This is a genomic window from Nonomuraea sp. NPDC023979, assembly GCF_040639085.1.
Classification (GTDB): Bacteria; Actinomycetota; Actinomycetes; order Streptosporangiales; family Streptosporangiaceae; genus Nonomuraea; species Nonomuraea ceibae.
The window spans coordinates 96,142-115,536 of sequence record NZ_JBEZZG010000021.1 but is presented as its reverse complement, the minus strand read 5'-3'; the positions used below and the strand labels follow the sequence as shown (position 1 = coordinate 115,536).

General features: G+C 72.3%; 21 protein-coding genes. 4 read left to right on the top strand and 17 right to left on the bottom strand.

Annotation, left to right across the window (positions count from 1 at the left end; translation table 11 throughout):
- Positions 1 to 7: 7 nt before the first annotated feature.
- Both AB0G11_RS30980 and AB0G11_RS30975 read right to left on the bottom strand, forming a co-directional pair.
- Positions 8 to 811, bottom strand: coding sequence for a GNAT family N-acetyltransferase (locus AB0G11_RS30980; RefSeq protein ID WP_357590153.1), 804 nt, complete (start codon positions 809 to 811; stop codon positions 8 to 10).
- A 114-nt stretch (positions 812 to 925) separates the two neighbouring features.
- On the bottom strand, positions 926 to 1,432 hold the full coding sequence (locus AB0G11_RS30975; RefSeq protein WP_219504114.1) for an HNH endonuclease: 507 nt from the start codon (positions 1,430 to 1,432) through the stop codon (positions 926 to 928).
- Positions 1,433 to 1,724: 292 nt separating this feature from the next.
- On the opposite strand from AB0G11_RS30975, the gene AB0G11_RS30970 reads away from it, so the two are divergent.
- Positions 1,725 to 3,779 (top strand): prolyl oligopeptidase family serine peptidase, encoded by a 2,055-nt coding sequence (locus AB0G11_RS30970; RefSeq protein WP_357590151.1) that lies wholly within the window; start codon positions 1,725 to 1,727, stop codon positions 3,777 to 3,779.
- 18 nt (positions 3,780 to 3,797) lie between these two features.
- Here the strand turns inward: AB0G11_RS30970 and AB0G11_RS30965 are convergent, their stop codons facing one another.
- The 9 genes from AB0G11_RS30965 to purU all read right to left on the bottom strand — a co-directional run bounded on the left by AB0G11_RS30965 (position 3,798) and on the right by purU (position 10,586).
- Entirely contained in the window at positions 3,798 to 4,589 is a 792-nt protein-coding gene (locus AB0G11_RS30965; RefSeq protein ID WP_219504111.1) for a polyphosphate polymerase domain-containing protein, read from the bottom strand.
- Positions 4,586 to 5,137, bottom strand: coding sequence for a DUF4956 domain-containing protein (locus AB0G11_RS30960; protein WP_219504108.1), 552 nt, complete (start codon positions 5,135 to 5,137; stop codon positions 4,586 to 4,588). Before AB0G11_RS30960 ends, AB0G11_RS30965 begins: the two co-directional genes overlap by 4 nt.
- A gap of 161 nt (positions 5,138 to 5,298) precedes the next feature.
- Positions 5,299 to 5,859, bottom strand: coding sequence for a class F sortase (locus tag AB0G11_RS30955; RefSeq protein ID WP_357590150.1), 561 nt, complete (start codon positions 5,857 to 5,859; stop codon positions 5,299 to 5,301).
- A 1-nt stretch (position 5,860) separates the two neighbouring features.
- Entirely contained in the window at positions 5,861 to 6,232 is a 372-nt protein-coding gene (locus AB0G11_RS30950; protein ID WP_357590148.1) for a hypothetical protein, read from the bottom strand.
- 87 nt (positions 6,233 to 6,319) lie between these two features.
- A complete protein-coding gene (locus AB0G11_RS30945) occupies positions 6,320 to 6,982 on the bottom strand; it encodes a response regulator transcription factor (RefSeq protein ID WP_219504024.1) in 663 nt (220 codons plus the stop codon).
- On the bottom strand, positions 6,979 to 8,379 hold the full coding sequence (locus AB0G11_RS30940) for a HAMP domain-containing sensor histidine kinase (protein WP_219504021.1): 1,401 nt from the start codon (positions 8,377 to 8,379) through the stop codon (positions 6,979 to 6,981). The genes AB0G11_RS30945 and AB0G11_RS30940 overlap by 4 nt, the downstream gene beginning before the upstream one ends.
- A 12-nt stretch (positions 8,380 to 8,391) precedes the next feature.
- Positions 8,392 to 8,775 carry a hypothetical protein gene (locus AB0G11_RS30935; protein ID WP_357590146.1) on the bottom strand — a complete coding sequence of 128 codons (384 nt, stop codon included), beginning with the start codon at positions 8,773 to 8,775 and terminating at the stop codon, positions 8,392 to 8,394.
- Between the two features lie 60 nt (positions 8,776 to 8,835).
- On the bottom strand, positions 8,836 to 9,699 hold the full coding sequence (locus AB0G11_RS30930; RefSeq protein WP_219504016.1) for an SDR family oxidoreductase: 864 nt from the start codon (positions 9,697 to 9,699) through the stop codon (positions 8,836 to 8,838).
- A 35-nt stretch (positions 9,700 to 9,734) separates the two neighbouring features.
- Positions 9,735 to 10,586: a formyltetrahydrofolate deformylase gene (gene purU, locus AB0G11_RS30925; protein ID WP_357590144.1), complete on the bottom strand. Its 852-nt coding sequence runs from the start codon at positions 10,584 to 10,586 to the stop codon at positions 9,735 to 9,737.
- Between the two features lie 95 nt (positions 10,587 to 10,681).
- On the opposite strand from purU, the gene AB0G11_RS30920 reads away from it, so the two are divergent.
- From AB0G11_RS30920 to AB0G11_RS30910, 3 genes are read left to right on the top strand one after another with little or no spacing between them, the layout of a single operon-like run.
- Positions 10,682 to 11,626: an inorganic phosphate transporter gene (locus AB0G11_RS30920; protein WP_308125715.1), complete on the top strand. Its 945-nt coding sequence runs from the start codon at positions 10,682 to 10,684 to the stop codon at positions 11,624 to 11,626.
- The gene (locus AB0G11_RS30915; RefSeq protein WP_219504010.1) at positions 11,623 to 12,255 is read left to right on the top strand and encodes a DUF47 family protein; all 633 of its coding nucleotides are present in this window, start codon (positions 11,623 to 11,625) and stop codon (positions 12,253 to 12,255) included. The genes AB0G11_RS30920 and AB0G11_RS30915 overlap by 4 nt, the downstream gene beginning before the upstream one ends.
- Before the next feature lie 4 nt (positions 12,256 to 12,259).
- Positions 12,260 to 12,706: an NUDIX domain-containing protein gene (locus AB0G11_RS30910; RefSeq protein ID WP_357590142.1), complete on the top strand. Its 447-nt coding sequence runs from the start codon at positions 12,260 to 12,262 to the stop codon at positions 12,704 to 12,706.
- Here the strand turns inward: AB0G11_RS30910 and AB0G11_RS30905 are convergent.
- The 6 genes from AB0G11_RS30905 to AB0G11_RS30880 all read right to left on the bottom strand — a co-directional run bounded on the left by AB0G11_RS30905 (position 12,688) and on the right by AB0G11_RS30880 (position 19,393).
- Positions 12,688 to 13,470 carry a hypothetical protein gene (locus AB0G11_RS30905; RefSeq protein WP_219504003.1) on the bottom strand — a complete coding sequence of 261 codons (783 nt, stop codon included), beginning with the start codon at positions 13,468 to 13,470 and terminating at the stop codon, positions 12,688 to 12,690. The genes AB0G11_RS30910 and AB0G11_RS30905 overlap by 19 nt on opposite strands.
- A 30-nt stretch (positions 13,471 to 13,500) precedes the next feature.
- Positions 13,501 to 13,953, bottom strand: coding sequence for a hypothetical protein (locus AB0G11_RS30900; RefSeq protein WP_219504000.1), 453 nt, complete (start codon positions 13,951 to 13,953; stop codon positions 13,501 to 13,503).
- A gap of 12 nt (positions 13,954 to 13,965) precedes the next feature.
- The gene (locus tag AB0G11_RS30895) at positions 13,966 to 15,552 is read right to left on the bottom strand and encodes a tetratricopeptide repeat protein (RefSeq protein WP_357590140.1); all 1,587 of its coding nucleotides are present in this window, start codon (positions 15,550 to 15,552) and stop codon (positions 13,966 to 13,968) included.
- Between the two features lie 309 nt (positions 15,553 to 15,861).
- Positions 15,862 to 17,082 carry a DMT family transporter gene (locus AB0G11_RS30890; protein ID WP_219503997.1) on the bottom strand — a complete coding sequence of 407 codons (1,221 nt, stop codon included), beginning with the start codon at positions 17,080 to 17,082 and terminating at the stop codon, positions 15,862 to 15,864.
- Between the two features lie 263 nt (positions 17,083 to 17,345).
- Entirely contained in the window at positions 17,346 to 17,831 is a 486-nt protein-coding gene (locus tag AB0G11_RS30885) for a GNAT family N-acetyltransferase (RefSeq protein ID WP_357590138.1), read from the bottom strand.
- On the bottom strand, positions 17,828 to 19,393 hold the full coding sequence (locus AB0G11_RS30880; protein ID WP_219503991.1) for an XRE family transcriptional regulator: 1,566 nt from the start codon (positions 19,391 to 19,393) through the stop codon (positions 17,828 to 17,830). Before AB0G11_RS30880 ends, AB0G11_RS30885 begins: the two co-directional genes overlap by 4 nt.
- Positions 19,394 to 19,395 lie beyond the last annotated feature (2 nt).

Genomic DNA, 19,395 nt, shown 5'->3' with positions numbered 1-19,395 from the left:
CACCAGGTTAAGCCTGGAAGGTCACCTGGGCGTAGTCGGAGACGGGTTCGAAGCCGATCGAGCGGTAGATCGCGTTGCTGGTGGGGTTGGCCAGGTCGGTGAACAGGACGACCTGGTCGCAGCGTTCGGCGAGGCCGGTGCGGCTGGCGAAGGCGGTGACGGCGGCGCCGTACCCTCGTCTGCGCCGGGACGGCGGGGTGTAGACGGGGCCGATGCGGCAGACGCCGCCGGCGGCGGGTGAGAGCGCGGCGAGCGAGACGGGGGCGCCGTCGTCCTCCCAGAGGAACAGCTCGCGGGCGGCGAGCCGCCGGGCGGTGTGGGTGACGAGGTCCTCGCCGGCGTTGAGGCGCACCTCGGCGAAGAACGCCTGGGTCCAGGCGATGAGGACGGGCAGGTCGGCGCCGGTGGCGAGGCGGCCGGCGCCGGGCACGCCGGGGGTGGTGAGGGCGCCGAGCCGGTAGAGGCGTTCGGCGAGCACGTCGCCGGTGCGGCCGAGGGCGCGGGCGACGGCCCGGGTGAGTTCGAGGGGGCCGACGACTTCGGGGATGTCGCCGCCGAGCGCCTCGACCAGCGGGGGGACGGCTTCGGCGGGCATGAGGCCGAGGCAGACGGGCCGGGGCGGGGTGCGGAAGGCCGCACCCCGCACCTGCCCGCCGTCGGTCCACCAGCCGAAGCGGGCGCCGTCGGCGGGCATGCCCTGCCTCAGGTCGGCGAGCACGGTGAGGAGCACCGTGTTGCCGACCGGGTCGGTCAGCAGGAACGGCTCGGCCTCGCGGGCGTAGGCCTCGACGTCGGTCGTGATGGTCCACATGCGTGCATGGTGCCAGGGCGCAAGGCAAGCCGTCAGGGCAGGCCGTCAGGGCAAGCCGTCAGTGCAGGCCGGTCAGTGCAGGCCGTCAGGGCGGGGGGAGGGCACGCCGGGGGCTCATGCCGCCGCTTCCAGGTAGGGCGCCCATTGGGGGTCGCCGACGAGCGAGGCGCCGATGAGCCTCCAGTGAGCGCCCCGTGGCACCGCCGGGGCGACGCGGAGCGTCCACCCCAGCTCCTCCAGGAACTTGTCGGCCTTGCGGTGGTTGCACTGCGAGCACGAGGCGACGCAGTTCTCCCACGAGTGGGGTCCTCCCCTGGACCTGGGGATGACGTGGTCGATGGTCTCGGCCCGCTGCCCGCAGTAGGCGCAGCGGTAGTCGTCGCGCCGCATGAGGGCGGCCCTGGTCAGCGGGATCCGGGACCGGTAGGGGATGCGGACGTATCGTCTGAGCCTGATCACCGAGGGCACGTCGAGCGTGCAGGTCGCGGAGCGCAGCACGGCGCCGCGGCCGTCGCGGTGCACGACGTCGGCTTTCTCCCGCAGCACGAGCACGATGGCGCGGTGCAGCGAGAGCGTGGTCAGGGGCTCGTAGGTGGCGTTCAGCAGCAGAACCTGGCGCATCATCGGGCCTCTCCCCGCTGCGCGCGAACCAGAGGAGACATGCCGTGGCATGTCCCGGCTATTCGCCCCTCCTGGGGCTTGGACGTTACCGTCACGTGGACCTCCGCCGGACGGTCCAGCGGATGGACACCACGGCACCGTCCTGTCAGCAGTCTGGCGTTTCCCGCGTGGTCCCCGCCACCCCTTAACCTCCAGCCGGAATGACCAGAGGGACGCACGGTACGTTTTATGCCCGCATCACCTGGGCTTTACGCCATCCCCGGAGCGTTCGCCGTTGCCGTAGGGTTCGAGCATGACGCGAGAGCCCTATCCAGCCGCCCCCCGCGAGGAGACCGTCGATCTGGTCCACGGCACGCCGGTGCCCGACCCGTACCGCTGGCTGGAGGATCCGGACAGCCCGGAGACGGAGAGATGGCTGCTCGCGCAGGCTGAGCTGTTCAAGCGGGAGGCGGAGCCGCAGCGGTTCAAGGAGCGCATCGGGGAGCTGCTGCGCTCGGGGTCGGTGGGCACGCCGGCGTGGCGGGGCGAGCGGCGCTTCTTCAGCCGCCGCACGCCGGACCAGGAGCACGCCGTCTACTACGTGGCCGACGGCGACGGCGCGGAGCGGGCGCTGGTCGACCCGATGGCGCTGGACCCGACGGGGCTGACGACGCTCGACACGGTGCAGCCCGACAAGGAGGGCCGCCTGCTGGCCTACCAGATCTCGGTGGGCGGCACCGAGGAGTCGGTCCTGTACGTGCTGGACGTGGCGACGGGCGAGCGCGTCGAGGGGCCGATCGACCGGTGCCGCTATTCGCCGGTGGCGTGGCTGCCGGGCGGCGAGGCCTACTACTACGTGCGCCGGCTGCCCGCCACGGAGGTGCCGGAGAACGAGCGGCAGTTCCACCGCCGCGTCTACCTGCACCGGGTGGGCACGTCCACCGAGGACGACGTGCTGATCTTCGGCGACGGCATGAAGATGACCAACTACTACGGCGTCTCGGTGTCGCGTGACGGCCGCTGGCTGCAGGTGTCGGCCAGCGAGGGCACGGCGCCGCGCAACGACCTGTGGGTGGCCGACCTGACGCTCTCGCCGCCGGAGCGGCCGGAGCTGCGCGTGGTCCAGGAGGGCGTCGACGCGCAGACGGGGCTGGTGTTCGGCCGCGACGGCCGGCTGTACGTGCACACCGACCGTGACGCGCCGCGTGCCCGGGTGTGCGTCGCCGACCCGGCCGAACCGGGGTTCGAGGGCTGGCGTGACCTGATCCCGCAGGACCCGGAGGCGGTGCTGGCGGACTTCGCGATCCTCGACGACCTGGAGCGCCCGGTCATGCTGGTGAGCTGGACGCGCCACGCGATCAGCGAGATCACCGTGCACGACCTGGAGACGGGCGAGCGGCTGGGCGAGGTGCCGACGCCGGGCCTGGGCACGATCGGCGGCCTGGCCGAGCGGCCGGAGGGCGGCCACGAGGCGTGGTTCGGCTACACCGACAACACCACGCCGCCGTCGATCCAGCGCTACGACGCCCGCACGGGCGAGACGACGCTGTGGGCGGCCTCGCCGGGCGCGGTCGAGGTGCCGCCGGTCCGCACCGAGCAGGTGGTCTACCGGTCGCAGGACGGCACCGACGTGCGCATGCTGGTGATCTCGCCGGTGTCCGGCTCGGGTCCGCGCCCGACCATCCTGTACGGCTACGGCGGCTTCGGGCTGTCGATGACGCCTGGTTACTCGGCTTCGATCCTGGCCTGGGTGGAGGCGGGCGGCGTCTACGCCATCGCCCAGTTGCGCGGCGGCGGCGAGGAGGGCGAGGACTGGCACCGGGCGGGCATGCTCGGCAACAAGCAGAACGTGTTCGACGACTTCCACGCGGCGGCCGAGCACCTGATCGCGACCGGGGTGACCACGGCCGACCGGCTCGGCATCTCGGGGGGCTCCAACGGCGGCCTGCTGGTGGGGGCCGCGCTGACGCAGCGTCCTGAGCTGTACGCGGCGGCCGTCTGCTCGGCGCCGCTGCTCGACATGGTGCGGTACGAGCGCTTCGGCCTCGGCGCGACGTGGAACGTGGAGTACGGGTCCGCCGAGGACCCCGAGCAGTTCCGCTGGCTGCTGGCCTACTCGCCCTACCATCACGTCGTGGAGTCGGTGAACTATCCGGCGACGCTGTTCACGGTCTTCCAGTCCGACACGCGTGTGCATCCCCTTCACGCGTGGAAGATGTGCGCGGCGTTGCAGCACGCGTCCACGGGTGACCGGCCGATCCTGCTGCGCAACGAGACCGAGGTGGGTCACGGCGCCCGCTCGATCAGCCGCAGCGTCGACCTGTCGGCCGACACGCTCACGTTCCTGGCCAAGCACCTGCGCCTGTAGCCGGCCCGCCCAGGCACGCTACCGTCCCTGACGGGCGGGCTGCCTGGGGAAGTAGTGGCGCAGCACCGGGTGCCACGGGTTGGCGGTGACTCCGTGCAGCGCCGCCACGCCCAGGCAGTACTTGCTGACGCTGACCGGCCGCACGCCCAGGCGACGCAGGATGCGGTCGGCCGCCGCGTCGCCGCCCGCCGACTTCGACTCCAGCAGCACCCGGTCGTGCCGGGTGGCCAGGGCGCGCCGCCCGTCGCCGCAGACCAGGCCGGTGTCGCAGGTGAGCCGGGCCGAGCCGGAGCGGTCGACCAGCGTCACCCGGCGGTAGTCGGTGGACAGCACCGGCCCGAGCGACTCCGGCCTGGCCAGCCGCAGCCCGCCCGCCAGCGTGTCGGCGACGTAGTCGAGCGCCTCCTGGGTGAGCGCGTCGGACGGGCCCGAGTCGTACGGGATGCGGTGCTTGTCGGTGCTGCCCGAGGCCCCCTTGAGCTTGACCTCCAGCCACCGGCCGCCGCCGTCCAGGTACGTGCGCGTACGGATCTTGTAGCGGAGACGGCGGTCCTGCCGGTGCTGGCGGTAGGTGAGCAGGTCGGGGGTGTCGAAATAGGTCGAGGTATAGCGGAACTGGCGCCGCCCGCCGATCCGCAGCACCGCGAACCGGTCGCCGAGCTCGGCCGCGAGCCGGGCCATCGTGGCGGCGCTCACCAGATACTTGCGGTCCACCCGGGACATCAGCCGGGAGGTCGCCAGGACCTCCTCCAGCGTGACCGGCGGCAGCCCCGCGGCCACCCCGGCGAGCACGATCCCCGCGTCCGTCATCGCCACGCCCCCGCCTTCGTCTCGCGCGGCTGCGGCACCTGGTAGCGCACGTCGACCACGGACACGTCCCTCACGTAGTCCACCTGGGTGACGGAGCACTGCAGCACCTGGGCGCCGAGCCGGCTCTCCAGGTCGGCGCGGAGCAGGGCCGGGTCGGAGTGCACGACGTCCAGCGTCACCACCTGGTGGCGGGTGCGGCCCAGCAGCCTGGGGTGGTCGGCCACGTACATGACGGTCAGCAGCACCACGTCCAGGAAGAGCGCGGTCAGCGGCCAGGTCGCGGCGATGGCGTTCACCAGGCCGAGCGCGATCGCCACGAAGTAGTAGGCGATCTCCTCCTGGGTGATCTCGTCCGAGCGGAGCCGGATGATCGCCAGCACGCCGAACAGGCCGAACCCGACCGCCAGGTCCACCCGCTGCACGAGCAGCAGGGACACCACGGCGAAGATGCCGACGTTCAGCGCCACGTAGGCGAACAGCAGGTCGCGCCGGTGATGCCGGCGGAAGTACAGGCCGTAGGCGAGCGTGATGATCGCCGCCAGGTCCATCGCGAACCCGAGAATCGTGGTCGCCCGCAAGGTGTGCCTCCGTCTTTCTGAGCTGTCGGTGAACAGCCTGGCGAGCGGCGGTGAAGCGTCAGTGAGGCGATGGTGAGGGTGTTCTCATGCGCGTGCCGCCGGGGGGCTGCCCCCGGCGGCACGGCGGATGTCTAGGACGCGAAGACGATCACGTTGTCGCGGTAGCTGCGGCGCTCGCGGTCGAACGCGCCGCCGCAGGTGATCAGGCGGAGCTCGGCGCCCTTGCCCGGTCCGTACACCTTCGCGTCGGGGATGCGGTTCTTCGGGTAGCGGGCCTGGCCGGTGACCGTGAACGTCACCGTGGTGCCGTCGGCCCGGTCGACGTGCACGCGCGCGCCCCGCCTGAGCTCGCGCAGCCGGTAGAAGACGGCGGGGCCGGTGCGGGAGTCGACGTGGCCGGCGATCACGGCCACGCCCTTCTCCCCCGGCTCGGGCCCGGCCCGGTGCCAGCCCGCCCGGTCGAACCGCTCGGGCGCCATCAGCCGGCCCTTGGCGTCGAGCCGCAGCGGGACGACCGGGGTGGTGACGCCGATGGCCGGGATGCGTAACCGGACCGGGTTCGCCGCGTCGGCCACGGCGACCACCGGAGCGGCGTGTGAGAGTGTCGTGCCCGCCGCACCGGCCGGCGAGGCGGCGGCCGTCACGGCGATGACGCCCGCGGCGAGTGCGGCCCGCGTCCCTCGCGCCGCCACCTCAGCTCCCGCCCAGCTTCCGGGACGCCAGGTACGCGCCGCCCAGCAGGAGGCTGATGCCGCCCAGGGCCAGCACGACGGTCGTGACGTCGGAGCCGTCGGCGCTCTGCGCGGACACGGGCTGCTGGTCGATCGACCAGGTGGCGTCGCCCTCGACGGCCGCCGTGCCGCCCTGCCCGGTCTCGACCCCGCCGCGCGGCCGGTCGTCGTCATCGTCGTCGTCAGCGCCGTCGTCGTCAGCGGCGTCGTCGTCAGCGGAGACGTACGCGGTGCTCGTGGCGAGCGCGTGGGGAGCGGCGAGCGACATGCCCGCGATGCCCAGCCCGGACACGATCGCGATGGCGAGCATCAGCCGCCGTAGTGCCAGTACCATCGGTGCCTCCTGTGGAGCCGTTCCTGTGGACGTCTCCACCTTCCGGCGCGCCGGTTGGCCCACCGTGAGCACCACATGAGAGACCTGTCACGAAGCCCGCAGCCGGTAGCCGGTGCCCCGGACGGTCTCGATCCGGTCGGCGCCGATCTTGCGCCGCAGGTAGCGCACGTACACGTCGACCACGTTCGAGCCGGGGTCGAAGTCGAACCCCCACACGTGGCTCAGCAGCTGCTCGCGCGTCAGCACCTGGTCGGGGTGGCGGCAGAACACCTCCGCGAGCGCGAACTCGCGCGTGGACAGGTCCACCGACCGCTCCCCCACGTACGCCCGCCGGGTCCGCAGGTCGAGCGCCAGGTCGGAGACGCGCAGCACGGTCACCTCGGGCGCCCGGTCGGCGCGCAGCCGCAGCCGGACCCGCGCCAGCAGCTCCTCGAACGCGAACGGCTTGGCGATGTAGTCGTCGGCCCCGCCCTCCAGCCCGGCGACGGTGTCGGTGACGCTGTCGCGGGCGGTCAGGATGATGACGGGGATGGCGACCTTGGCCTCGCGCAGCCGCCGCAGCACGGTGAACCCGTCGCTGAGCGGCAGCCCGATGTCGAGGATGAGCAGGTCGAACGCGCCGCTGCTGGCGACGTCGTAGGCCGCTACGCCGTCCTCGACGACGGCGGTGACGAAACCGTTGCCGCGCAGCCCCTTCTCCAGGAAGGAGGCGATCCTGGCCTCGTCCTCGGCGATCAGAATGCGGTTCACAGCATCTCCCGGAGCGGAATGGTCATGACGAAACACGCCCCGCCGCCGGGGGCGTCCACCACTTCGACGGTGCCTCCGTGCGCCTCGGCGATGGTGGTGACGATGGCCAGGCCGAGCCCGGCGCCGTCGTGCCCGCCGGTGCGGCCGGAGCCGCGCATGAACCGGCGGAAGATGCGCTCGCGGTCGGCCGGCGGCACGCCGGGCCCGCTGTCGCGTACCCACAGCTCCACCGAGGAGCCGCGGACGGCCGAGCCGACGGCGATGAGGTCGCCGTCGCCGGTGTGGCGGACGGCGTTGGCGACGAGCTGCATCAGGGCCTGGGTGAGCCGCTGCCGGTCGGCGGGCATGCGGGCCTCGGCCACCTCGTCGACGCGCCAGCGCCGCTCGCCGAGCGCGCGGGCCTTGGCGACGACGCTCACGGTGAGGTCGGCCAGCTCGACCTCGTCGATGTCGAGGAAGCCGGGCTGTTCGGCCTTGGCGAGCGTGAGCAGGTCGTCGACCATGCGGTTCATGCGGTCGAGCTCGTCGGTGACCAGGGCGAGCGTCTCGGCCCGGTCGGCCGGGTCGTCGCCCATGAGCTCCAGGTGGCCGCGGATGACGGTGATCGGGGTGCGCAGCTCGTGCCCGGCGTCGTCGACGAAGTGGCGCTGCACGGCGAACGCCTGCTCCAGCCGGTCGAGCATGTGGTTGAAGGTCGCGGCGAGCGCGGCCACGTCGTCGTTGCCGGGCACGTCGAGCCGCCGGGTCAGGTCGGAGGAGTCGCTGATCTGCTCGGCGGTCTGGCGCACCAGCCGGACGGGGGCGAGCACCCGGCCGGCGACGAACCAGCCGGCGGTGCCGGCCAGCGCGAGCGCGCCCAGCGCGGTCAGCGACAGCACCCGGATGGCGTCCATGGTGTCGTCGCGGTGCTGGTCGTAGAAGAGCGCGATGACGAAGTGCCCCTGGCGCGGGTCGCCGGCCACGGTGACGGGGATGACCGCGTACCAGACGGCGCCCGCGGCGCTCTCCCACCTGCCGTCGACCGGCTCCGTCGCGGTGGCCAGCTTGGCGACGAGCGCGGCGTCGTTGTCGAGCGGGGCGGGCGGGGTGACGCCGCTGACCTTGTCGGGGGCGCCGTCGACGATGCTGAAGAACGTCTCCCACCGGTCGGGCGGGTTGTAGGCGAGGTAGCCGGACATCAGCTTGGCCACGTCGTCGACCGGCCGCCCGGTCTGCGGGTCGAGCGCGGTGACGGCGTAGCGGCGCAGCTTCTCGGCCTCGTTGCTGAGCTCGGACTCCATCCGGCCGTCGAGCCGGTTGAGCAGGATGGTCCAAGTGGCGAAGATGGAGACGAACAGGGCCAGGCCGACGACCGCGAGCATCCAGCCCACGATCCGGCCCCTGGCGGTCACGCGCATGCCGGAGCCTGATCAGTCGTCGTCATCGCCGCCGTCGTCATCGTCATCGTCGTCGCCCCCTGGCCTGGGTGACGGCGGTCTGACCGGTTCGGCCTTGGTCTTGCGCTTGGACGGCGAGGCCGCCGGCTCGGGCGTTCCGGCGGGGGTCCCCTCCGGCGTGGCCTCCGGCGTGGCCTCCGGCGTGGCCTTTGGCGTGCTTTCCGGCGTGGTTTCCGGGGCCGGCTCCGGCGCGGTCCGCTCCGGGGTGGCGGCGCCCTCCGAGCCGGCGCTGCGTGACACGACGACGGGACCGCCCAGCTCCGGCCCGCTGCCCGCGGCCAGCGTGAACCCGTACACCATGAACCCGGCCAGGACCACGCCGGCCACGATCATGACCAGGGGTGCTCGACGTTTCATGGCACCGAGCATGCCGTCTTCCGAGGAGACGAGTCTGAGGCTCTGATGAGAAAACTCTCATCAGCCGGGCAGCGTCTCCCCTCCGATCGGCGCCAGGATCTCGCCGGTGTAGTACGAGGAGAGCCGTTCGGCGGCGAAGAAGACGTACGAGGGCGCGATCTCGTCGGGGTCGGCCGCCCGTTTCATCGGCACCTGCTTGCCGAACTCGTCGACCTTCTCCGGCGGGAACGTGGCGGGGATGAGCGGGGTCCAGACCGGGCCGGGAGCCACGGCGTTGACCCGGATGCCGCGTTCGACCAGGTTCTGGGCCATCGAGTAGGTGAAGGCGTTGATCGCTCCCTTCGTGGCGGCGTAGTCGATGAGCGTCTTGTTGCCGCGCAGCCCGTTGATGGAGGAGGTGTTGATGATGGCGGCGCCCTCGCGCAGGTGCGGCAGGGCGGCCTTGGTCACCCGGTAGTAGCTGTGGATGTTGACGGCGAACGTGTGCTCCCACTGCTCGTCGGTCAGCTCGTCGAGCGAGTCGACCGGGGCCTGGTAGGCGACGTTGTTGACGACGATGTCCAGGCCGCCGAGCTCGGAGACGGCCCGTTCGACGGCTTGCAGGCAGTTGTCGCGGTCGGCGAGGTCGCCGGGGATCAGCACGCAGCGCCGCCCGGCCTCCTCGACGAGCTTCCTGGTGTGGTTGGCGTCCTCGTGCTCGCTCAGGTAGGCGATGGCCACGTCGGCGCCCTCCTTGGCGAAGGCGACGCAGACCGCCCGGCCGATGCCGGAGTCGCCCCCGGTCACCAGCGCGCGCTTGCCGTCGAGCAGGCCGCGGCCGGTGTAGCCGCGCATCTCGTCGCGCGGCTCGGGCGCCATCTGCCCGGTGTGTCCGGGGTAGGGCTGGTCCTGGGCCGGCGGCGTGGAATTCGGTTGTTCTGGCATGCCGTCGCCGTGCCCCCTCCGGCGGCCGGTTAACGTCAGCGAGGGAAGACGACGGTCTTGTGTCCGTCAAGAAGAACCCGCTGCTCGGCGTGCCATTTCACGGCTCTGGCCAGGGCCGTGCACTCGACGTCGCGGCCGATGGCGGCCAGGTCCTCGGGCGAGTGGCTGTGGTTGACCCTGGCCACCTCCTGCTCGATGATCGGCCCCTCGTCGAGGTCGGAGGTGACGTAGTGGGCGGTGGCGCCGATGAGCTTGACGCCGCGCCCGTGGGCCTGGTGGTAGGGCCTGGCGCCCTTGAACGACGGCAGGAACGAGTGGTGGATGTTGATCGCCCGCCCGGCGAGCTTGGCGCACAGGTCCTCCGACAGCACCTGCATGTAGCGGGCCAGCACGACCAGGTCGATCCGGTAGTGCTCGACCAGCGCCAGCACCTCGGCCTCCTGCCTGGGCTTGGTGTCGGGGGTGACGGGCAGGTGGTGGTAGTCGATGCCATGCGACTGGGTGAGCGGGCGCAGGTCGGGGTGGTTGGAGACGACGGCGGCGATCTCGACGTCGAGGCTGCCGGAGCGCACCCGGTAGAGCAGGTCGTTGAGACAGTGGTCGAACTTGCTGACCATGATGAGCACGCGCGGCCTGGTGGCCGTGTCGCGGAGCTGGATCTGCATGCCGAACTCCGGCGCCAGCGCGGCGAACGCGGCGCGCACCTCGTCGCCGGGCAGCGTGGCGGTGAACTGCACGCGCATGAAGAAGCGCGCCTGCTCCCGGTCGCCGAACTGCTGGCTCTCGGTGATGTTGCAGCCGTGCCGCGCCAGAAGGCCGGCGACGGCGGCCACCACCCCGGGGCGGTCCGGGCAGGACAGCGTGAGGACGTATTCGGCAGCGTTCATGGTGGTCAGAGCCTACCGGCCGGGCGGGTGCGCTGATCCACCCGATCTTGGGTAGGTATTAGGACATTACGGACGTTTCTTGCCAGGGGGTGTGTGTGCCGCTCGACGCGGTGGTGCTGGTCGCGATCGCGGGCCTGTTCGCCGTCGTGACCGGGATGAACGACGGCGGGGCGCTGCTGGCCACCGGCCTCAAGCTGCCCACGGTCCGGCCCGTCACGGGCATCCTCACGCTCGTCGTGCTCGTCGCGCTCGTCCCGCTCGTCACGCACCAGGTGGCGCTGACGTTCGTGACGCGACTGGCCACCTTCGACGGCCCCGGCGGCCGGATCGCCACGATCATCGCCGTGCTCAGCGCGCTGACCGTGGTGCTCGTGCTCAGCGCCAAGGGCAGGCCGACCAGCCTCACACTGGCCGTCGTCGGCGGCCTCACCGGGGCCGGGCTCGGCTGGGGGCTGCCGGTCTCGGGCGGTTCCGTCGCGCTCGTGCTCGCCTTCGGCCTGGCCGCCCCCGTCGTCGGCGGGCTGCTGGCCTGGGCGACGACCGTGCTGCTGCTCAAGCTCACGACCGCGCGCGGCCTGTGGAACTGGCACCGGGCCGGCTTCCTGCTCCAGACCGTCGCGTACGCGGCCAACGACGGGCAGAAGATGCTCGCCGTCTTCATGATCGCGCTCGGCTTCTCCGGCGCGCCGCTGCCGTACACGTCGCTGGTGGCCGTCCTGTTCGGCCTCGGAGCCCTGTACGGCCTGCCCAAGGCGGGCCGCACGCTCAGCCGGGAGATCATCGCCTTCCGCCCGCTGCACGGGGTGTCGGCGGAGCTGTCGGCCGGGGCCGCGGTGCTGGGCTGCTCGGCCCTCGGCATGCCGGTCAGCATGACTCAGGCCATCGCCGGCGGGCTGATCGGCGCCGGAGTCAACCACGGCGGCGGCCGGGTCCGCTGGTATGCCGCCGTCAAGATCGTGACCGCGTGGCTGCTGACGCTGCCGGCCAGCGCGGCGCTCGCGGCACTGGCGGCGTACGCGGGGAAGGGAGTTGCGGGGTGAGGCGGCTGCGCCGGATCCGGGACCTGCTGGCCGGGCGGATGGACAGCGCGCTGTCCGAAGCGCTGCTCGGCCAGCTGGCGGCGACCAAGGAGGGCGCCTGGCTGGCCATGGCGATGATCGGCGGCGAGGTGGGCAGGACGGGCGCGCACGAGCAGATGCGCTCGATCGAGCACCTGGGCGACGAGGAGCGCCGCCGCCTGGTCGAGGAGCTCAAGTCGGCCCTGGTCACGCCCATCGACCGGGAGGACCTGTTCCGGCTGTCGCGCTCGATCGACGACGTGCTCGACTCGCTGCGCGACTTCGTCCGCGAGTCGCACCTGTACCAGGTGAAGGACCAGATCCGCTTCACGCCCCTGCTCGACCAGGTCATCGTCGGCATCGACGCGCTGGAGAACGCGGTGCGCGACCTGGTCTCCAGCCCGTCGGCCGTGGTGCAGGACGCGCTGGAGGCCAAGAAGACGGGCAGCGCGATCCGGCGCATGTACCAGTACGAGATCTCGCGCATCTTCTCCGGCGAGCTGACGGCCGAGGCGATGAAGGAGCGCGAGCTCGTCCGCCGCCTGGAGATCGTCGGCATCGCGATCAGCGAGGCCGCCGATGCCATAGCGGACGGAGCCATGAAACGCTGACCGGATGGAGCTCACCAGCGACCGCCCCGCCGCCCGGGTCGTCTGCCTCGACCGCGACGGCCGGGTGCTGCTCATGCACTGGTACGACAAGGTCAGCGGCCAGGACGTGTGGGAGCCGCCGGGCGGCGGGCTCGACCCGGGCGAGACGCCGCTGGAGGCGGCCAGGCGGGAGCTGACCGAGGAGACCGGGCTGCCGGGCTCGGCCGTGCTGGACCGGCACGTCGCGGTCGAGCGCGACTTCACCTGGCTGGGCGTGCGCTACGTCAAGACCGAGGCGTTCTTCCTGGCGCGCTTCGACGCCGCCCGGCCGCCGGTCGAGCCGCGCGATCTCACCCCGGAGGAGCGCGAGGCCTATCTCGGCCACCTGTGGGCCCGGGAGCTGCCCGAGCGGGTCGACCCGCCCACGCTGGCCGCGGTGGTCGCCGAGCTGGGTCAGGGCGTGTCGCGGTAGCCCAGCTCGGCCAGCGTCTCGGCCATCAGGGCGCGCAGCAGCGGCCCCGCTATCCGCTCGTGCTCGCCCTCGACCGGCTGCCCGTCGGCCGCCCTGGCGTGGTAGGTCTCGCGCTCGTGCGCGTCGGTGTAGGGCTGGGCGGTGAGCGCGACCACGACCGTGGCCCGGGTGCCGCCGCTGGGCAGCACGGCGACCGCGTGGGTGCGCAGGCACGTCTCGTCCGGCTCGCCGAACCAGCCGCACTTGACCCCGGCCTCCGGCGCCTCCAGCACCTCACGCGCGCCGAACGCCTGCGAGCCCTCCACCCGGCGCATCCACTCCAGCACGTCGCCCGCGACCGGGTCGCCGGCCAGCGCCGCCTGGGCGAGCGCGGCGTAGGCGGTGGCGACCTCCTCGGCGGCCACCTCGACGGAGCCGAACCGTGACGGGTCGCCGTTGTGCATCGACCAGGCGACGCCGGTGCGCTGGTAGATGTCGTCGAGGATGACCAGCGGCCCGACGGCGAGCCACAGGCTGCGGGTGTCGGCGTTGGACGAGATCACCACGGCAGGCTCGGCGTGGCGGCGCCAGCGCTCGGCGTCGGGGATGCGCCCGGCCGTCACCCAGGCGTACAGCGGCTTGAGCAGCGAGGCGCAGCGCAGCCGGTGCGGCCCCGACCTGACGGCGACGGTGCGCGCGGGCGGGCCGCCATGGCCCCGGCTGATGCCGGCCGCCTGGGCGCCGGCTCCTCGTTGCAGATCACGTAGCAGCGCGTTGAAGCCCACCCGCCCACCGTAACCGGATTCCGGCGGCATTCAGAGTGGCGCGCGGAGCCAGATCGCCATCAGGGCGAGCGGCACCAGCGCCAGCACCCCGAGCGCGGTCAGCCGCCGCCACCGGGCGGCCAGGCCGGGCGTGGTGGCGAACCCGGCGGCGCCGCCCGCGACCGCGAACGCCGCCGCCGCGGTGGCGGCCTGCGGCCAGGAGGCGGTCCACGACGGCAGCGCCTCTCCGGCGAGCCGGAGCACCGCGAGCATCCAGGCGGCCCGCACCGCCACCCGGCGGCCGTGCGCGACCCCCACGCGGCCCAGCACCCAGGCGGCTCCCGCCAGGAACGCCGCGGTGATGAGGACGAGCGCGGCGACGCTGGGAGCCAGGCACGGCCAGTCGCCGCAGGACATCCCCCTCCGGGCGAGCCGGATCGTGGCCCACCAGAGAAGCCCGAGTGCCGCGTACACCCCTGCGGATCGCCCGGTTCGTCCTGCCATGCGGCCATGATGTCACCGGGAGGCGCGCTCGTCGTCCGCCTCGGCCTCGGCCGTGCGGCCCAGCGCCCGCAGCGCGACGGCGCGGTTGGCGTACAGGTCGGGCTGCGGCTCCAGCGTGATCGCCTGGGTCAGGTCCGCGACCGCGCCCGCGAGGTCGCCCGCCTCGTAGCGGAGCACGCCCCGGTTGCCCCATGCGGCGGCCAGCCCGGGGGCCAGGCCGATGGCCGCGTCGAGCGCCCGCCTGGCCTCCGGCAGCCGCCCGGCGGCCGTCTCGAGCTGGCCGAGCACCGTGAGCAGGTGCGGGCTGTCCGGCTTCAGCGCCAGCCCGGCCGTGACGTCGGCCCTGGCCTCGTCGTCGCGTTCGAGCGCGGCCAGCAGCCCGGCGCGGTTGACGTAGGCGTCCACGAAGGACGGGTCGAGCTCGACGACCCGGCCCAGGTCGGCCAGCGCCCCCTCCACGTCACCTGCGGCGATGCGCAGCTCCGCCCGGTTGTAGTGCGCCTCCGGCAGCGGCGGCCCCACCCGCAGCGCCGTCTCGTAGTCGGCCAGCGCCTCGGCGTCGCGGCCCAGCCTGGCCAGCAGGTTCCCGCGGTCCAGGTAGTGGTCGGGGAACATCGGGTCGATCGCGATCGCGGCGGCGTAGTCCTCCAGCGCCTCCTTGGCCCGGCCCGTCGCCGCCAGCAGCTGCGCCCGGTTGGCCAGCAGCACCATGCGGTGCACCGGATGCCGTTCCCCCAGCTCGCGGGCCAGCTCGATGGCCGACTCGACCAGCGCCAGCGCCCGGTCGGGCCGCCCCTGCCTGAACTCGATCAGCGCCAGCCCGTTACGGTCGAAGCCGAGCTTGAACGCCCGCTGCGCCGGGTCGGGCAGCAGCGTCGAGATGGCGATCGCCTCGTTGATCCAGCCCCGGGCCCGGCCCAGGTCGCGCCGCTCGGGGTCGGGGTCGCGGGCGTCCAGCATGGCCAGGCCGTACGCGCTCGCGGCGTGCACGGCGGGGTCGCGGCTGGCGCGGCGGGCCTGCTCCCACAGCTCCCGCGCCTCCCCCCGCCGCCCGAGCCCGCCGAGCGCCGTCGCGGCCCGCTGCGCGAACCGCCACCACTGCTCGCCGCCCGGCTCGCTCAGCGTCAGCCCGCGCCCGGCGAGCTCGGCCACCGCGTGCAGGAACCCTTCGTGTACGCACCGGTCCACGAGGGTCCAGAGCTCGGCGGCGTCACGGGTGTCGGGAGGCGGTTCGGGGCCGCCGGAGTAGAGGGTGATGGCCAGCGTGGCGGGCGGCACGCGGCGCATCAGCACGCCGATCAGCTCGACGTCGGTGGGGTCGGCCTGGTCGCCGTTGCAGACGGCCAGGTCGTGGCCGGGCGGCACGGCCGTACGGACGAACTCGGCGATCCCGTTGGCCAGCCGGAGCGTGCGGCGGGGGGCGGGCACCAGGATGCGCTCGTCCTCGGGCAGGTCCGCGTCGACGGTCACCCGCCGGGCGGGCACCAGGCGCCGCAGCTCGGGCGCGACGGCGCGGATCTCGATGTCGTGGCGGGCCACCAGGTCGGCGGACCGTTCCAAAACGGCCGGGACCAGGTGGGCCAGCAGCGCTGCTCCCACGGTGTAAGGACCGCGCGGCCGCCGATGCCCGTCGATCATCGGCATCAGCGGCCGCGCCTCTCGCGTGCGGGCGGACGGACCGCCCACGACCTCGAGGTGGGACCTTTCCTCGATCACCCCTTGTGAATGACGCTGGAGGTCCCACCCAACCGCGCGGTACCGGGCTTGCGGACGGCGATGCGTTTCATGGTGCACCTCTCCACTGGGGGTAATTCTATTATTCGGACACTCCACCGATTATCAAGATTAACGATGAATAAGTGAGGGCATAATAGCCATTCGTGCTCTTAGTTTTGTGGTGATTTGTGCCTATTGAGGACGAAACCAGCCGGGCAAAGGCTGAGAAGATCCCCTTTCTTCAGATTCCGCCATCAGCTCGCACAGGCATCGGCCCAGCAAGGTCACCGATTGGCAGCAGCCGGGAGGCGAAAGATTCTTGGAACGCACGATCAAAGTCGCGCGTTCGATCAGCCGCTCCAGGCTCGGCTCGCGCACGCCCTTGAGCGAATGCTCGGTCCGCGGACATTGCCCGATGCTCGCGCACGAGCGCTTGACGAGCACGGGGGCGATCTCGCCCGACAGGTTCAGCGGGTCGCCGCGCCTGACCTTGAGCTCGCCCAGCACCCGCGAGGCCCGCCGCGACACCACGAGCAGGCGGCGGCGCTCGGCGTCGGTCTCGTCGACCGCGCCGGACGACGGCACCGCGAGCAGCATCGAGACCGCCATCAGCCCGCCGCCCACCACCATGCTCCAGCCGAGCGCCTCGTCGAACCAGATCACGGCGATCGCCGCCACCCAGAACGGCTGCGACGACATCAGCACCGCACTGGGCACCGCGGGCACGTGCGCCTGACCGTACGAGCGAGCCAGGAAGCCCAGCGCGCAGGAGATGACCGACAGGTGCGCGAGCACCGCCCAGTCGGGCACGGACGCCGGCAGCGAGACCCCGTCGCGCACCGCCAGCACGCCCGTCAGCGCCCCGATGGAGCCGAGCTGGATCACGGTCAGCGCGTAGGCGTTGAAGCCCTCGCCCTTCCTCGACAGCCGCGCCAGCATCAGCGTGTGGCCCGAGTAGAGCGCCGCGGCCGAGAGCGTCACGCCGAGCGCCAGCATCTCGACAGGGTGGTCCTCCGAGTTGCGCAGCAGCGTGAACACGGTCATCCCGGCCAGCGCGAGCCCCACCCCGATCCAGACCCGCACCGGCACCCGGACCCGGAACAGCGCCAGCGCCATCAGCGGCGTGATCACCACGTTGCAGCCGACGGCGAACCCCGACACGGACGCCGACAGGCTGTCCAGCGCGACGGCCTGCGCCGCCTGCCCGACCCCGAACATGACCCCCAGGACGATCCCGTTGACCCACGTCCCCCGTGACAGCCCGCGCAGGCAGCGGGGCCGGATGAGCAGCAGCGTGACGGCCGCCAGCGAGTAGCGCTCGGCGAGCAGGTCGTCCACTGGTAACCGCTCGATGAGATCCTTCATCAGCGGGAACGCCGACCCCCATGCGGCGCTGACGAACAACAGAAGCACGGCTCCCGTAAGGGGGCGGGGAGCGGGCACGACTGCCATGCCAGGAAGCATGCCACTACGATGTGAAGCCGCCGGAGTACAGGCAGCGTCTGGTGATGTTCCTCTACCACCTGGAGTGAAGACCCTCACTCGAAGGACCGGGCAACCTTATCCTCTGGCTCAGCCGAAACGCCGATTCCCCTCCATATCGCCGCGCCCCTCCGGCACCGTCCGGAGAGGCGGGGAACAAGGCAGGTGGCGCGTCCGGGAGGGGCGGACCGGAGCTACAGCTCGACGGTCGCCGGGACGAGGCGCTTCTCACCGTAGACGACGGTGAGCGGGCCGATCTGGCGGCGGGAGGTCTCACGCCAGCCCTGACGGGCGTACAGGGCCAGGGCGGCCCCCTGGTTGAGCGTGGTGTCGCCGCGCAGGCAGCGGAAGCCGAGCTCGACGGCCCGGGCCTCCAGCGCCGACAGCATGGCGGCGCCGAAACCGCGCCGCTGGTGCGCCGGGTGGACACGGAGCCGGCACACCTCGGCCGTCTCCGTGTCGACCGGCTTGAGGCCGCCCATGGCGACCACGTGCGAGTCGGCCTCGCCGACCAGGAAGTCGCCCCCGCACGCCAGGTAGAGCTCCTGGATGCGGGGGAAGTCGTCGTCGTAGTAGACACCGTCGCCCGGCGTCAGGCCCACCTCGGCGAGGCAGATCTTGTGCAGGGTCTGGATGGTGTCGAGGTCAGACCAGCGGTAGCGGCGTATCCGGAGACTCATGCACCGCCACTCCCTTCCTTGTGGAGCTGGCGGGGCTGCCGCAGCTCCTCCCTGAAGGCCGGCAGGTCCGGATGGTTGGGGTTCTTGGCGACGATCGCCTGCTCCAGCGCCATCGCCGGCCGCATGATGAAGTCGGTGCGGTATTCGGGCCCGAGCAGCCGCAGCGCCTCCCGGCCGATCCTGATCGCGTCGTCGAGGTCGCCCTCGATGACGCGGCACTGCGCCCGGTCGAACCTGATCAGCGTCTGATCGAGGATGTGGTCCTGATACTTGTCGAGGGCCTGGTCGAGGACGACCTCGGCCTCCAGGGTCTGGCCGAGCTTGGTGAGCACGTCGCCCTGGTAGAAGTAGAGCTGCTTCTCGGTGTAGCCGAACGCCATGTCCTCCTGGTCGTCGGTCTTCATGTGGGCGAACGCGCTGCGGGCCCGGGCCAGCGCCCGCTTGGCCTGGTCGACGACCTCCTTCTTGCTGTCGGTGCCCGACAGCATGGCCAGCGCCCTGGCCTCGACGACCGGCGCCATCGCCTGGGCGACGCAGGGCGTCTGGCCGGCCAGGTCGCGGCTCTTCTTGGCCAGCGTGAGCGCTTCGCGGGCGTCGCCGTAATAGAGCGGGACGAGCGCTTCGCGGGCGGTCACCCAGGCGCGCAGGGCGCGGTCGCCGGTCTCGTCGGCGGCCGTGCGCCCGGTGCGGAAGAACGAGCGGGCGAGCCGCTGGTCACCGAGGTTTATCATGATCATGCCGCTCAGCCCGGCGAGCTGCGCGGCCATGCGGCACAGGCGCTCCTGGAGGTCGATCGGCTGCCGCCGCGACATCGCGTTGCGCACGGCGCTCAGCTCCAGCAGCACGTCGCACAGCAGCCGGAGCGGAGCCGTGGTCGTGTATTGCCGGCCGAACGCGAGCGTCGCCTCCTCCCACTGGTCGAGCATCGCCGGGGAGACGGTGGCCGACACGAGCGTGTAGTCCATCCGCCGCCGGATGCCTTCACAAGCGCCGAGCACCGGCCCGTCGAGCTTGGCCTCGCTCGGATCGCTGGACAGAAGCTGTAAAAGCGTGCGCCGGAGGATGTTCTCATCCTCCTCGCTGTCGGAGATCCGGTCCGGATGCGCCGAGGGCTTCGGCAGATCCGGCGGCACCGCCAGCGCGGCGCCGTGCCGCCCCTCCAGATCGAGGGCCACCGTGCCCGGCATCCGGTGGTTGTGGCCGCAGATGCACGGCCCGTCGAAGCCGAGCGCGGCCGGCTCCACCCGGTAGACGGTGCACAGGTAGTGCAGGTATTCGGGGCCTGGGCGTTTCAGCCCGCTCTCGTAGGCCGACAGCAGCGTCTCGCCGATGCCCGGCGCCGCCTTGTCGTCACGCTGGAACAACGCCCGGATCTGCTCGATGACGTCGGCCAGCGCGATGCCGCACGCCAGCCGCTGAGCCTTGACCCGGGTCGTGCCGTACTGGGCGCTGCACGCCTCGTAGATCTCTTCAGCGATCTGGGCAGCGGTGCGCCCGACGGCAAGGCCCTTGGCCCTGATCCGCCGTGCCTGCTCCGTTTCCCTGTGCTGTCTGCCGGACATCC